The sequence below is a fragment of the Bacillus cereus group sp. MYBK222-1 genome, assembly GCF_051916425.1.
Taxonomy (GTDB): Bacteria; Bacillota; Bacilli; order Bacillales; family Bacillaceae_G; genus Bacillus_A; species Bacillus_A paranthracis.
On the sequence record NZ_JBQAGP010000001.1, the window covers coordinates 45,196 to 59,610 of the forward strand.

Sequence of the window (14,415 nt, forward strand, 5' to 3'; positions counted from 1 at the left end):
TTATGACAAAAATCACAGTAGTTGGAGCAGGTAGCTGGGGAACAGCGTTAGCGATGGTATTAGCTGACAATGGGCATGATGTACGTATTTGGGGAAATCGTTCTGAACTTATGGATGAGATTAATACAAAACATGAGAATAGTCGATATCTCCCAGGAATTACATTGCCAAGCACAATCGTAGCCTACTCTTCTTTAGAAGAAGCATTAGTAGATGTAAATGTAGTACTTCTTGTAGTACCAACGAAAGCGTATAGAGAAGTACTGCAAGATATGAAGAAATATGTAGCGGGCCCGACTACTTGGATTCATGCAAGTAAAGGAATTGAACCTGGTACGTCAAAACGTATTTCGGAAGTGATTGAGGAAGAAATTCCAGAGGACTTGATTAAAGATGTTGTTGTACTGTCTGGACCGAGTCATGCTGAAGAAGTAGGGTTGCGTCAAGCGACAACTGTTACGTCTGCAGCAAAGCGTATGGAAGCGGCTGAGGAAGTACAAGATTTGTTTATGAATAGTTACTTCCGTGTATACACAAATCCAGATATCGTTGGAGTTGAACTTGGTGGTGCGTTAAAAAATATTATCGCATTAGCTGCTGGGATAACTGATGGTCTTGGATTAGGGGATAATGCGAAAGCGGCATTAATGACGCGTGGTTTAACGGAGATTGCTCGTTTAGGAAGAAAAATGGGTGGAAATCCGTTAACGTTTGCTGGACTAACTGGTATGGGTGACTTAATTGTAACTTGTACAAGTGTTCATAGCCGAAATTGGCGTGCTGGAAATATGCTTGGAAAAGGACACTCTTTAGAAGAAGTGTTAGAAAGTATGGGTATGGTTGTCGAAGGTGTAAGAACAACGAAAGCTGCTCATGAATTGGCAGAAAAAATGGAAGTAGAAATGCCGATTACAGCTGCTTTATATGATGTGCTATTCAATGGGAATAATGTAAAAGATGCAGTAGGCTCATTAATGGGGCGTGTTCGAAAACACGAAGTGGAAGCTATACCTGACTTACTTTAAAGAAAAGCGACAGAAGTACATTTGTACTTCTGTCGCTTTTTATTTTTTGGGTCTTTTCACCATTTTTTTATTTTTGCATAGGATGAAGAGTAACTTGAGGAGAGGGTGAAAAGAATGGATAACAACATTTTTAATAACATTGAAAAAGAAGCGAAAGTGAATAAAGAAGATATTTTTAAATTAGCATCATCTGTACAAAATGCGAATTTACGTGATGAGACTGTACTTCGTCAATTGATTCATCAAGTGGCTCTTATGGCAGGACGTGAAGTGCCGAAAGAACAAGAGGATCAAATTGTAAAAGCGATTATTAACAATAATATGCCGACAGATTTTGGCTCGTTAAGCAAAATGTTTAAAAAATAAAATATGAGAAACAAAGAGTTTGTAAATTGCATATGATAGCCATGAAAGTATGGGAATAGAGCTGTTTTGGGCATATTTGGTCAACCGAAGCGAGAGATATGCTCGCTTCGGTTTTATTTTTATCTAGACTGGTGGAAAATGCTGAAAAACCTATTGATTAAAACTACATATTCTCGATTTGTAGTAAAATGTTCTTTTTTGTATTTGTTTAAAGATTTTAATTTGTTAAAATAGTATAAAAATAGATTAATAAAAAGGGGTGTGTATATGTCGGAAGGGCTTATAAAAATGTGGTTTGCTTTAGGGGCAATTGGATTTATGTTTTTTGCAGTAAGTTTTATTTTACTAAGCAGATATAAAATAAAGAATAAAGTTTTGAAAGGGATTACAGCATTGGTAGCGTACACCCTCATGATTGTGTCAGGAATTGTTATTTTTCTTGTTGTATTTAGTGGTCCTGTACAGCAGTAAAGGGCATGGTACGGAGCGAGTTATATTAGTATGAAAAGGTGATTACTAGTGAAAAAAGTCCATATTATTTTAATATTTTGTTGTATGAGCATTTTAACAGGGTGTCTGTATCCAAAAGAAAATATGAAACAAAATGCTGTTCCTTATGAAGATCAGTTGCAGGTCGTTCAAAAAGCTGTTGCGACATTTAAGGAGCAAAATGACGGGATATTGCCAATTAAGACGCGGGATATGAATACGCCTATTTATCAAAAATACCCAATCGATTTTCAAAAGATTTCTCCGCGTTACATACAAGAAGCACCAGGGAATGCCTATGAAAGCGGGGGAGTATATCAATACGTATTAATAGACGTTGAAACAAACCCAACAGTAAAATTAATTGATGTGAGGATGGCTGAACAAATTCAGCAATTATCATTAAAGCTGAGGATGTATCGAGATGAACATCAATATCCACCTTTTAAAAAGGTAATTTCAGATGGTGTGTATGAATTAGATTTCAAAAAACTTGGATATAAAGATGTACCGCAAGTGACAAGTCCATATTCTGGTAAAGGCCTTCCTTTTGTAATTAATGAGAAGGGAGAAATTTATGTTGATTATAGAATCGACTTATATGAAGCGTTGAAAAAAAATGAAGGGCAATTTAAGGAGGGGGAAGATATTCGAAATATACTTTCGAAAGATTCTCCGTTTGTACCTGCGTATTCTTTACCGTATACGGTAAAGAATGGAGAACCAATTTTTTTAAAATCATAAGTCATGAACCTTTCTTTTAGTGAATAAGTTCTAGAAGAAAGGTTTTTTATGTTACACAACTTGCGATGCAAACAAAAGGTATTTTTTTAATAGTCATATGAAATTGGACAAAATTATATGATATATTGTCCGAACTTCTAGAATACCATTATATTATATCAGATATTATAGGCAACGTTAGAGAAGGTATTAGTTGACTATAAACGTGGAATTATTCCCAAAAATATTGAGGGAGGGAATCACTTGGAAAAGGTAGATATTTTTAAAGATATTGCGGAACGCACAGGCGGTGATATTTATTTTGGAGTTGTAGGAGCTGTTCGAACAGGGAAATCAACATTCATTAAAAAATTTATGGAACTTGTAGTTATTCCTAATATTGAAAATGAGTCTGACCGTCAAAGAGCGCAGGATGAACTACCTCAAAGTGCTGCTGGTCGTACAATTATGACGACGGAACCGAAATTTGTTCCAAACCAAGCGGTTTCTATCGAAGTAGATGAAGGTCTTGAAGTGAATATTCGATTAGTAGATTGCGTCGGATATACTGTTCCAGGAGCAAAAGGTTATGAAGATGAGAATGGCCCGCGCATGATTAATACTCCTTGGTATGAAGAGCCTATTCCATTCCATGAAGCTGCAGAAATCGGAACACGTAAAGTAATTCAAGAACATTCAACAATTGGTGTTGTCATTACAACAGATGGAACGATTGGTGAAATTCCAAGAAGAGATTATATAGAGGCAGAAGAACGCGTCGTAAATGAGCTAAAAGAAGTTGGAAAACCTTTCATTATGATCATTAACACTGTACAGCCGTATCATCCAGATACAGAGCAATTGCGCCAAAGCTTATCTGAAGAATATGATATCCCAGTCATTGCGATGAGTGTTGAAAGTTTAAGGGAAACAGATGTATACAATGTACTTCGAGAGGCGTTATTCGAGTTCCCTGTTTTAGAAGTGAATGTGAACCTTCCGAGCTGGGTAATGGTACTAAATGAAGGGCATTGGTTACGCCAAAGTTATCAAGAAGCCGTTCAAGAGACTGTGAAGGATATAAAACGTCTTCGTGATGTAGACCGTGTCGTATGGCAGTTTAGTCAGTATGAATTTATTGATCGAGCGAGCCTAGCTGGCATTGATATGGGGCAAGGCGTAGCAGAGATTGATCTATATGCACCAGATGAATTATATGATCAAATTTTAAAAGAAGTAGTAGGAGTAGAAATTCGAGGGAAAGATCATTTATTGAAGCTTATGCTCGATTTATCTCATGCGAAAATAGAATACGATCAAGTGGCGGATGCTCTGCGTATGGTCAAACAAACAGGATATGGTGTAGCGGCGCCTGCGTTAGCTGACATGAGTTTAGATGAACCAGAAATTATTCGTCACGGTTCAAGATTTGGTGTGAAATTAAAAGCTGTAGCTCCATCTATTCATATGATTAAAGTAGATGTGGAGTCTACGTTTGAGCCAATCATTGGTACGGAAAAACAAAGTGAAGAACTAGTTCGTTACTTAATGCAAGATTTTGAAGATGATCCATTATCAATTTGGAATTCTGATATATTTGGACGTTCACTGAGTTCTATTGTTCGGGAAGGCATTCAAGCGAAACTATCTTTAATGCCAGAAAATGCGAGATATAAATTAAAAGAAACGCTAGAAAGAATTATTAATGAAGGATCTGGCGGATTAATTGCGATTATATTATAAGAAAAAATCCCTCTCATCGTAGAGGGATTTTTTAATTTTCGCATATAGAATAGGAAAATAAACAGCTATTATCTAATATATTGTTGTAAATTGTCAAGTTTCATCAGATTTTCACATTTTAAGAGTAACAATTTCCTTAAAAATATTGAATTATAAAGGAGAATCGTATAATATAGGCGTTGATAATGATTTATCTACATCTTTGTAGTATAGAATTTGCAAAAATTGCCTACAAATGAAAGTAAGACTCATTTTATGATCATTATACAGTCTTATCTTTGGGAGGAGGTGAATGGCATGAACAAGACAGATTTAATCAATGCTGTTGCAGAAGCAAGTTCCCTTTCTAAAAAGGACGCAACAAAAGCAGTAGACGCTGTTTTTGATTCTATCTTAGAAGCTTTAAAACAAGGTGATAAAGTACAACTGATCGGATTCGGTAACTTCGAAGTTCGTGAGCGTGCGGCTCGTAAAGGTCGTAACCCACAAACAGGTGAGGAGATTGAAATCGCTGCAAGTAAAGTACCTGCATTCAAACCTGGTAAAGCGTTAAAAGATGCGGTTAAATAATCCTTACATATTAACAGGGAAGAAGAGTTTCCTTTTTGGAAACTCTTCTTTTTGCTTTTAAAAACATAAATATGCTAGAATGTGTTCGTATCACTTTTAGGTTTTCGGGAGGGCTAGCGGATGGCAAAAGTTAATTTAGAACAAATTGAACATGCAGTACGCCTTATTTTAGAGGCAATTGGAGATGATCCTAATCGAGAGGGAGTACTTGATACACCAAAGCGTGTTGCAAAAATGTACGCAGAAGTGTTCTCAGGTATGCATGAAGATCCGAAAGAACATTTACACAAAGTGTTCGGAGAAGATCATGAGGAGCTTGTACTAGTAAAAGATATACCGTTTTATTCGATGTGTGAGCATCATTTAGTTCCATTCTATGGAGTTGCTCACGTTGCATATATTCCGCAAGGCGGAAAAGTGACAGGGTTAAGTAAATTAGCTCGTACTGTAGATACAATTGCACGTCGTCCACAACTGCAAGAACGTATTACATCAACGGTAGCGAACTCTATTATGGAAGTACTAGAGCCGCATGGTGTAATGGTAGTAGTAGAAGCGGAACATATGTGTATGACGATGCGCGGTGTGAAAAAGCCAGGTGCAAAAACAGTAACAACAGCAGTACGTGGTGTGCTAGAAAATGATGCTGCAGCACGTAGTGAAATTTTATCTTTTATTAAAACGAAGTAAAGAAAAGTGGGAAACTGCTTTTCTTTTTTTTTTTTTTTGTAAATAAATGATATAGTTTTAGCGAGGCAGAGTGAGAATAGAAAGATTACTTAAAAGAATAGAAGATGTTATGTAGTTCGGTAGAAGTTTGGAAAGAGTAGCCAAGTTTTGGTTATAGAAAATAGAGTGTATGTGTTATAATAAGTTTTATGAATTAGAAAACAAGGGTGATTTTTGTGTGTGACATCTACGGAGGGTATGCGGGTATAAGAGAGAAATTGATGGTGAAATTACGCCATCCTTATTTTATAAACTATATTGAAGAACCATTTATTGACGAAGAGAAAATCGCATTGTTATATGGTGCTTTAAAAGGTGCAAATTTACATATAGAACAAATTGAGCATTATGTAGTGACGATTATGCTTGTGCAAATTGCGCTTGATACACATGAAAGAGTATCAAATAAAGCAGGGGAAGAAGCGAATGAATCGCATAAGCGTCGCCAGTTAACAGTGCTTGCTGGTGATTACTATAGCGGGTTATATTATTACTTATTGTCTATGAATCGTGATATTGTTTTAATTCGTGCGCTTGCTGAAGGAATTAAAGAAATTAATGAACACAAAATAATGTTATATCAAAAAGCGCATAAAACGGTGGATGACATAATGGAGAGTGTAGTAATGATTGAGTCTGCACTGTTGCAAAAAACATGTGATCATTTTCATTTAGCGCATTGGAAGCCGTTTATAACATATGTACTAGGGAAAAATCGTCTCCAAAAAGAATGTGAACTACATGTTAATAAACAACATTCACCTGTTTTTCAAGCTGTTCAAGGGATTGTGAACGATAAAGCAGATGCAGAAACAGTTATGAATGGATGGATGATGAAACTTAGGAAGAAAGAAAATCAATTTTTAGAAAATCACACAGATATAAGCGAAATAAACTCTGTGTTAAGAGATACATCGAAGACATAAGCAATTTTACATTGGAAGAAGGTACGAGCATGCAACAATCAAAAGAAGAAAGAGTACATGATGTATTTGAGAAAATCTCTGATAAATACGATGTGATGAATTCTGTAATTAGTTTTCAAAGACATAAAGCGTGGCGCAAAGAGACGATGCGCATTATGGATGTAAAACCAGGTAGTAAAGCGCTTGATGTATGTTGCGGAACAGCGGACTGGACAATTGCGCTAGCTGGAGCAGTGGGTGAACAGGGCAAGGTTGTTGGTTTAGACTTCAGCGAAAATATGTTATCTGTTGGTAAGCAAAAGGTAGAGGCGTTACAATTAAAACAAGTAGAACTTCTGCACGGGAATGCAATGGAACTTCCATTTGAAGATAACACGTTTGATTATGTAACGATTGGATTTGGTTTACGTAATGTACCGGATTATATGCACGTATTAAAAGAAATGACGCGTGTAGTAAAACCAGGTGGAAAAGTAATTTGTTTAGAAACATCTCAACCAACAATGATTGGTTTTCGACAAGGTTATATTTTATACTTTAAATATATCATGCCGTTATTTGGAAAGTTATTTGCGAAAAGTTATAAAGAATATTCATGGCTACAAGAATCTGCTAGTACATTCCCAGGTATGAAAGAATTGGCTAATATGTTCGAAAAAGCTGGACTTGAACGTGTGCAAGTGAAGCCATTTACTTTTGGGGTAGCAGCGATGCATTTAGGCATGAAACCAGAATCAAAATAGAAAAAAGAAGTTTTAGGTTAAGGTGAACAATATGAAGTTACAACTTATGTACTCTTTTTTACGATCGGATATTAATGTGATAGAAAAAGAATTAAAAAAGACAGTTGCTTCTGAACAGCCATTAGTAGAAGAGGCGGCATTACAACTTATTGAAGCTGGTGGGAAGCGAATTCGTCCTGTATTTGTGTTGCTTGCGGGGAAATTTGGAGATTATAAGTTAGATGCAATTAAGCATGTAGCTGTTGCGTTAGAACTTATTCATATGGCTTCTCTTGTTCACGATGATGTTATTGATGCTGCGTTTTTACGACGTGGTAGTGCAACTGTGAATGCGAAATGGGGAGATCGTATTGCAATGTATACAGGGGACTATTTATTCGCTAAGTCTCTTGAATGTATAACGAATATTGAAATTCCAGAGGCGCATCAGGCGCTATCGCATACCATTTTAGAAGTTTGTAAAGGTGAAATCGAACAAATTAAAGATAAGTATAACTATGACCAAAATTTAAGAACATATTTAAGAAGAATAAAGCGAAAAACCGCTTTATTAATTGCTGCAAGTTGCCAACTAGGAGCGATTGCTGCTGGCGCTAATCGTGATACGGTAAGCCGTCTGTTTTGGTATGGCTATTTCGTAGGGATGTCGTATCAAATTATTGATGACATTTTAGACTTCGTTTCTACAGAAGAGAAACTTGGAAAACCTGCTGGGGGCGATTTATTGCAAGGAAACATTACGCTTCCTGCCTTATATGCTATGGAAGATCCAATCCTTTGTAAGAAAATCAGATCTGTACATGAAAATACAACAGCGGACGAAATGAAAGAAATTATTGAAGCTGTAAAGAATAGTGCTGCTATTGATAAAGCATTTGCGTTTAGTGAACGTTATTTACATAAAGCATTAGAAATGATAAAACCACTCCCACGTGGACAAGCAAAGTATGCATTACAAAATGTAGCAAAGTATATTGGAAAACGAAAATTTTAGTGTTTTTTCTAAAAAATAAAATAATCTCTCTATTTCAAAACTATTGCACAATTGTGATAAGGGTGTTAATATGTGTGTGGGGATATACAATTACATACATAATTCAGAAGTGGAGAGATTTTTTATGGAAAAAACATTTCTAATGGTTAAACCAGACGGTGTACAACGTGCCTTCATTGGGGAAATTGTAGCTCGTTTTGAGAAGAAGGGCTTTCAATTAGTTGGTGCAAAATTAATGCAAGTCACTCCAGAAATCGCTGGACAACACTATGCTGAGCACACAGAAAAACCTTTCTTTGGTGAATTAGTAGACTTTATTACATCTGGTCCTGTATTCGCAATGGTATGGCAAGGTGAAGGTGTAGTAGATACAGCTCGTAACATGATGGGTAAAACAAGACCACATGAAGCAGCTCCTGGAACAATTCGTGGAGATTTCGGTGTAACTGTTGCCAAAAATATTATCCATGGTTCTGATTCGTTAGAAAGTGCAGAGCGCGAGATTGGTATTTTCTTTAAGGAAGAAGAATTAGTTGACTACTCAAAATTAATGAATGAATGGATTTACTAATTATTTTGAAATAATTTGTAAACGCTTTAATCACTGTGATAATAGTAGAAAGTGCAAGGAGAATAGGGGTATTCTTCTTGCACTTTTTTTATTTCTATTAGTTACGAAGTTAGAGCTGTTATGATATATTGATATGTAAAGTAAAGGCCTATCGGAGAATAAGCGAATGGCTGATGTATGAATAACTCTTTCATATTTTTAGAGTAATGAAAGATAAAATTATTGCTTAATATAGCGAGATAAATACATATACGAAAAGAGGAATAACGTATGCGATATATTACAGCTGGTGAATCTCATGGTCCACAACTTACAACGATTATAGAAGGTGTTCCAGCCGGACTACCATTAGTAGCGGATGATATAAATGAAGAGTTAGCTAGAAGGCAAAAGGGATATGGGCGTGGTAGACGCATGCAAATTGAAACAGATCAAGTGCAAATTGTAAGTGGTGTTAGACATGGAGAGACATTAGGTTCTCCAATTGCACTTGTTGTTGAAAACCGTGATTTTGCACATTGGACAAAAATTATGGGTGCAGAGCCGTTAACGGAACAAGAAGAAAAAGAAATGAAAAGGAAAGTAACAAAACCAAGACCTGGACATGCTGATTTAAATGGTGCGATTAAATATGGTCATAGAGATATGAGAAATGTACTGGAACGCTCTTCGGCACGCGAAACGACAGTACGTGTTGCTGCTGGTGCGGTTGCAAAAAAAGTGTTAGCGGAACTTGGTATTGCAGTAGCAGGCCATGTAATTGAAATTGGCGGTGTACAGGCTAAAGAGACTACGTATCGTTCAATTGAAGAATTAAAAAGTATTACAGAAGCATCACCTGTACGCTGTTTAGATGAAGAAGCTGGTAATCAAATGATAAAAGCAATTGATGATGCGAAATCAAATGGTGATTCAATCGGTGGCATCGTGGAAGTAATTGTGGAAGGAATGCCGATTGGAGTAGGCAGCTATGTGCATTATGATCGAAAACTAGATGCAAAATTAGCAGCCGCAATAATGAGCATTAATGCCTTTAAAGGGGTCGAGATTGGAATTGGTTTTGAAGCAGCACATAGACCGGGTAGCGAAGTTCATGATGAAATTTTGTGGGATGAAGAGCATGGATATACAAGAAGAACAAATAACGCGGGTGGTTTAGAAGGCGGTATGACGACTGGAATGCCAATTGTTGTGCGCGGAGTGATGAAACCGATACCTACACTATATAAACCTCTTCAAAGTGTCGATATTGATACGAAAGAGCCTTTTACAGCAAGTATTGAACGTTCAGATAGTTGTGCTGTTCCAGCAGCTAGTGTCGTTGCGGAAGCGGTTGTAGCTTGGGAATTAGCGACAGCTTTAATAGAACAATTTGGATTAGATCGTATGGACCTTATTCGTGAAAATATTGAGAAACATAATGAATATGCGAGGGGATTTTAATGGGAAACATACATATTCAAACGAAATCAAAAGAATATGATGTATATGTAGGAAAAGAATCGTTGTCACATTTGACAACAATCGTTCAAAACATGCAGCCATCTGTATCAAACATTATGATTATTTCAGATGAGGCTGTTGCACCTTTACATTTACAGACAGTTGTAGATGCGTTGCAAATAGATCAAAAAGTATTTTCATTCGTTGTACCGAGTGGTGAAAAAGAGAAGTCCTTTGAAAATTTCTATGCGGCTCATACGTCAGCTCTTGAAAATAAATTAGATAGAAATTCTTTAATTATCGCACTTGGAGGCGGGATGATTGGAGACTTAGCTGGTTTTGTTGCTGCGTCATTTATGCGTGGAATTCGCTTTGTTCAAGTTCCGACGACTTTATTAGCTCACGATAGCGCGGTAGGTGGGAAAGTAGCAATCAATCATCCGTTAGGTAAAAATATGATAGGTGCATTCCATCAACCGGAAGCAGTTGTATATCATACGCCGTTTTTACAGTCTCTTCCTGAAAAAGAGTGGCGCTCGGGTTATGCAGAAGTGATAAAACATGCTCTAATTGGTGATGTAAAGCTATATCATTGGCTAAAAGAAGAAGTGCAAACATTAGCAGATCTTCGTGATGAGAAATTAATCCACATATTAACGAAGGCAATTCCTGTAAAGGCAAACATTGTAGCGCAAGATGAAACAGAAAAAGGTGTACGTGCTCATTTGAACTTTGGACATACGTTAGGCCATGCTCTAGAAAAAGAACTAGGATATGGAAATATTACTCACGGTGACGGAGTAGCGGTTGGAATGTTATTTGCTATATTCTTAAGTGAGCAGGTGTATAAGGTTAATCTTGCTTATGAAGAGATGAAGCAGTGGTTCTTGAAGTACGGCTATCCAAAAATGCCAAGTGATTTAAGTGTAGAACGCCTCGTCGGGTTGATGAAACAAGATAAGAAAGCGAATGCAGGAACAATTCATATGGTACTTATGCAGGAATATGGGGTAGTGAATGTCGTATCTATTCCTGATGAGACTGTTCATATTGCGTTAGAGGCATTTCAAAAGGATATGGGTATAAGAAGTAGATAACAGCTATGGAGAGCCTATTTAGAAGTATTTTCGTAATAGTGACAGTTATGATAAACGATTATAGTAAGGGAGTATAACCGTATTGTAATCGAGTTGAATAAAATGACTGGGGGAAGAAAAATGAGAGTGAAAGAGCAATTGTTAACTTTGAGAGCATATGTGCCTGGGAAAAATATTGAAGAAGTAAAAAGGGAATATGGGTTATCAAAAATTGTGAAATTAGCATCGAACGAAAATCCATTCGGGTGCTCAGCACGCGTAACAGAAGCATTAACTTCTGTAGCGAGTCAATACGCTCTTTATCCAGATGGACATGCCTTTGAACTTCGGACACAAGTAGCAAAACATTTAGGTGTTAAAACGGAACAACTGTTATTTGGTAGTGGATTAGATGAAGTTATTCAAATGATTAGTCGTGCGTTACTACACGAAGGAACAAATGTTGTAATGGCGAATCCAACATTCTCACAATACCATCACCATGCTGTTATTGAAGGAGCAGAAGTTCGTGAAGTACCACTTAAAGATGGCGTTCACGATTTAGATGCGATGTTACAGCAAGTAGATGATCAAACGAAGATTGTATGGATTTGTAACCCGAATAATCCGACAGGTACATATGTAGAAAAACAAAAATTACTTTCATTTTTAGAATCAGTTCCTAAGTCAGCGCTTGTTATTATGGACGAAGCATATTATGAATATGCGGGAGCAGAAGACTATCCGCAAACATTACCACTTCTTGAAAAGTATGAAAATCTTATGGTATTGCGTACGTTTTCAAAAGCATATGGTCTAGCTGCTTTCCGTATCGGATATGCAGTTGGTAATACGGAGTTAATCGGGCAGCTAGAAGTAGCGAGGTTACCATTTAATACATCGACTGTAGCGCAATCTGTAGCACTTGCTGCATTAGAAGATCAAGCATTTTTACAAGAATGTGTGAAAAAGAATGAAGAAGGATTACATCAATATTACGCATTTTGTAAGGAATATAACGTATTCTATTATCCATCTCAAACAAATTTCATTTTCTTAAAACTCGGTATTCCTGGTAATGAAGCTTTTGAACGATTAATGAAAAAAGGATATATTGTTCGTTCTGGTGCTGCATTTGGTATCGATGATGGCATTCGTATTACTGTCGGTTTGAAAGAAGAAAATGATGAAATTATAGAGTTACTGAAAGAACTTGTAAATGAGCAAGTACAGAAAGAGGAAACATATTCTTAAGAGATTGTGAAGGCTCCTATTAGAGGAGTCTTTTTTATCGCATTAAAAAAGTTGAAGTTTAGTAATTAAGTTGTTCTGTAAATCAAGATTGGTATGGCTCGATAATTAGTGGGAGAAGTTATTTGCACGGTCATAAAAGAAAGCGGTACAATAGAAGAAGATAAGAAGGTATCGGTATCATATCCGAACCTTTGAACAATTAACTACTCTGTAAGAAGAAGCATGCTCATTCTAAAGGTTGCGTTCTAACAATGAGTTGCTTATGATAAAGTGAAACTTTAATCAATGGGGGGATGTTTATCCCCCGCTGATTATTAGCCCACACCAATCGGGCTTTTACGGGCAGTTGCCCCCAAAACTAACTTCTTTGCCCTAGCTGAATTTTGAGGTGGGGTCTTACTGCCCGTTAATAGCAGGGTAAATGAACAGAAAAGAATATTTTTTAGAATTAAAGGAGACGTTTATGCAAAAGTTTGAACAAGCTGTTTCATATATTGAAAATGGTGAAGCGGAAAAAGGATTACAATTATTAAAAGAGCAATTAAAAATTGCGAATGATGAAGAGAAGTATGATATTGCTCGCTATTATCATACTCTTGGATTTACGGATGAAGCGTTAGCTATTACAGAAGATTTGCGTTTATTGTATCCAGAGGAAAGTGAATTCACTGTATTTTTAGCAGAATTATATATTGATCTAGATAAAGAAGATGAAGCGATTGAAGTACTTCATGATATTCCGGAAAATGATGATTTATATGTTCAATCGTTATTACTTGTAGCGGATTTATTCCAAATGCAAGGTTTCGATGATGTAGCAGAACAAAAACTATTAAAGGCGAAAGAAATGATGCCTGACGAGCCTGTCATTACGTTTGGATTAGCAGAGTTATATAGTAGTAAAGGTGAAGAACAAAAGGCAATTACTTATTATGAGTCGCTATTAGCGGAGCATAAAGTAATGGGTGGTGTTGTCATTGCACTGCGCCTTGGAGAAACGTTAAGTGCCATTGGAAATTGGGAAGAGGCGATTTCTTACTACGAAGCAGGTTTAGAAGAACAAAAAGATATTCACTCATTGTTTGGATATGCCTTCACATTATACCAAGGTGAAGAATACCAAAGAGCAATTGGTGCTTGGCAAGAACTGAAAGAATTAGATCCTGAGTATGCATCCCTTTACATGTATTTAGCGAAAAGCTATGAAAAAGAAGGAATGCTTCAAGAAAGCTATGAAACACTTCATGAAGGAATTAAAGTAGATGAACTTTCTGTACCATTCTATGTAGAATTAGCGAACATTGCAGCGAAATTAGGGAAAATAGCGGAAGCAGAGGAAGTGCTTCAAAAAGCGCTTGAGTTAGATCCAGGACATTTAGGTGCAACATTAAAATATGCATATATCTTAAAGGAACAAGAAAAGTATGAAGAGCTAATTGCCGTTGTAGAGCGTGCTATCGATAGCGGAGAACCAGATACACAACTACTTTGGGATCTTGCGTTTGCAAAAAAACAATTAGAAATGTATTCGGATGCATTAAAACACTATGAAAGTGCATATACTTCTTTTAAGAATCATCCAGACTTCTTGGAAGAGTACGGTTATTTCTTATTGGAAGAAGGTATGCGAAAAGAGGCGAAAGAAGTATTTACTCAGTTAATACAACTAGACCCGACACAAATTCATATTGAAGAATTGTTATATAATTTAGAGGATTTTTCATAAGTTGGAAGGAAACTGAATACCGCTTCTTGAATCTAAA

15 protein-coding genes are annotated in these 14,415 nt (G+C 36.5%); all 15 read left to right on the forward strand.

All coding sequences use genetic code 11. The annotated features are described in order from the left end of the window. Positions 1-2: 2 nt before the first annotated feature. Positions 3-1,025, forward strand: a complete 1,023-nt coding sequence (locus ACTFR9_RS00245) for an NAD(P)H-dependent glycerol-3-phosphate dehydrogenase (protein WP_000161776.1) — start codon at positions 3-5, stop codon at positions 1,023-1,025. 114 nt (positions 1,026-1,139) lie between these two features. After that, on the forward strand, positions 1,140-1,391 hold the full coding sequence (locus tag ACTFR9_RS00250; RefSeq protein ID WP_000369754.1) for a stage VI sporulation protein F: 252 nt from the start codon (positions 1,140-1,142) through the stop codon (positions 1,389-1,391). 267 nt (positions 1,392-1,658) lie between these two features. Next, entirely contained in the window at positions 1,659-1,862 is a 204-nt protein-coding gene (locus tag ACTFR9_RS00255; RefSeq protein WP_001288998.1) for a DUF2768 domain-containing protein, read from the forward strand. 48 nt (positions 1,863-1,910) lie between these two features. Further along, complete coding sequence (locus tag ACTFR9_RS00260; RefSeq protein ID WP_049113550.1) at positions 1,911-2,624, forward strand: hypothetical protein; 714 nt, start codon at positions 1,911-1,913, stop codon at positions 2,622-2,624. 243 nt (positions 2,625-2,867) lie between these two features. Next, positions 2,868-4,346: a stage IV sporulation protein A gene (gene spoIVA, locus ACTFR9_RS00265; RefSeq protein WP_000416519.1), complete on the forward strand. Its 1,479-nt coding sequence runs from the start codon at positions 2,868-2,870 to the stop codon at positions 4,344-4,346. Positions 4,347-4,643: 297 nt separating this feature from the next. Continuing rightward, positions 4,644-4,916, forward strand: a complete 273-nt coding sequence (locus tag ACTFR9_RS00270; protein ID WP_001043860.1) for an HU family DNA-binding protein — start codon at positions 4,644-4,646, stop codon at positions 4,914-4,916. Positions 4,917-5,036: 120 nt separating this feature from the next. Next, positions 5,037-5,606 carry a GTP cyclohydrolase I FolE gene (folE, locus tag ACTFR9_RS00275; protein ID WP_001151482.1) on the forward strand — a complete coding sequence of 190 codons (570 nt, stop codon included), beginning with the start codon at positions 5,037-5,039 and terminating at the stop codon, positions 5,604-5,606. Between the two features lie 215 nt (positions 5,607-5,821). Continuing rightward, positions 5,822-6,571, forward strand: a complete 750-nt coding sequence (locus ACTFR9_RS00280; RefSeq protein ID WP_002163716.1) for a heptaprenyl diphosphate synthase component 1 — start codon at positions 5,822-5,824, stop codon at positions 6,569-6,571. Between the two features lie 29 nt (positions 6,572-6,600). Beyond that, complete coding sequence (gene menG, locus ACTFR9_RS00285; protein ID WP_001187667.1) at positions 6,601-7,314, forward strand: 2-heptaprenyl-1,4-naphthoquinone methyltransferase; 714 nt, start codon at positions 6,601-6,603, stop codon at positions 7,312-7,314. Between the two features lie 31 nt (positions 7,315-7,345). Continuing rightward, positions 7,346-8,308, forward strand: coding sequence for a heptaprenyl diphosphate synthase component II (gene hepT, locus ACTFR9_RS00290; protein WP_000776082.1), 963 nt, complete (start codon positions 7,346-7,348; stop codon positions 8,306-8,308). Positions 8,309-8,432: 124 nt separating this feature from the next. After that, positions 8,433-8,879, forward strand: a complete 447-nt coding sequence (ndk, locus tag ACTFR9_RS00295) for a nucleoside-diphosphate kinase (RefSeq protein WP_000415887.1) — start codon at positions 8,433-8,435, stop codon at positions 8,877-8,879. Positions 8,880-9,149: 270 nt separating this feature from the next. Next, the gene (gene aroC, locus ACTFR9_RS00300) at positions 9,150-10,322 is read left to right on the forward strand and encodes a chorismate synthase (protein WP_001269362.1); all 1,173 of its coding nucleotides are present in this window, start codon (positions 9,150-9,152) and stop codon (positions 10,320-10,322) included. Further along, positions 10,322-11,419, forward strand: coding sequence for a 3-dehydroquinate synthase (gene aroB, locus ACTFR9_RS00305; RefSeq protein WP_000526830.1), 1,098 nt, complete (start codon positions 10,322-10,324; stop codon positions 11,417-11,419). Before aroC ends, aroB begins: the two co-directional genes overlap by 1 nt. Before the next feature lie 120 nt (positions 11,420-11,539). Next, positions 11,540-12,652 carry a histidinol-phosphate transaminase gene (gene hisC / locus ACTFR9_RS00310; RefSeq protein ID WP_001264036.1) on the forward strand — a complete coding sequence of 371 codons (1,113 nt, stop codon included), beginning with the start codon at positions 11,540-11,542 and terminating at the stop codon, positions 12,650-12,652. A 463-nt stretch (positions 12,653-13,115) separates the two neighbouring features. Next, the gene (locus tag ACTFR9_RS00315) at positions 13,116-14,378 is read left to right on the forward strand and encodes a tetratricopeptide repeat protein (RefSeq protein WP_001168676.1); all 1,263 of its coding nucleotides are present in this window, start codon (positions 13,116-13,118) and stop codon (positions 14,376-14,378) included. Positions 14,379-14,415: the final 37 nt, after the last annotated feature.

Coding starts and splice junctions, on each gene's coding strand:
- ACTFR9_RS00315 (WP_001168676.1), top strand. CDS start 13,116: ATGCAAAAGTTTGAACAAGCTGTTTCATATATTGAAAATGGTGAAGCG.
- ndk (WP_000415887.1), top strand. CDS start 8,433: ATGGAAAAAACATTTCTAATGGTTAAACCAGACGGTGTACAACGTGCC.
- hisC (WP_001264036.1), top strand. CDS start 11,540: ATGAGAGTGAAAGAGCAATTGTTAACTTTGAGAGCATATGTGCCTGGG.
- ACTFR9_RS00270 (WP_001043860.1), top strand. CDS start 4,644: ATGAACAAGACAGATTTAATCAATGCTGTTGCAGAAGCAAGTTCCCTT.
- menG (WP_001187667.1), top strand. CDS start 6,601: ATGCAACAATCAAAAGAAGAAAGAGTACATGATGTATTTGAGAAAATC.
- ACTFR9_RS00245 (WP_000161776.1), top strand. CDS start 3: ATGACAAAAATCACAGTAGTTGGAGCAGGTAGCTGGGGAACAGCGTTA.
- aroB (WP_000526830.1), top strand. CDS start 10,322: ATGGGAAACATACATATTCAAACGAAATCAAAAGAATATGATGTATAT.
- folE (WP_001151482.1), top strand. CDS start 5,037: ATGGCAAAAGTTAATTTAGAACAAATTGAACATGCAGTACGCCTTATT.
- hepT (WP_000776082.1), top strand. CDS start 7,346: ATGAAGTTACAACTTATGTACTCTTTTTTACGATCGGATATTAATGTG.
- ACTFR9_RS00255 (WP_001288998.1), top strand. CDS start 1,659: ATGTCGGAAGGGCTTATAAAAATGTGGTTTGCTTTAGGGGCAATTGGA.
- ACTFR9_RS00250 (WP_000369754.1), top strand. CDS start 1,140: ATGGATAACAACATTTTTAATAACATTGAAAAAGAAGCGAAAGTGAAT.
- aroC (WP_001269362.1), top strand. CDS start 9,150: ATGCGATATATTACAGCTGGTGAATCTCATGGTCCACAACTTACAACG.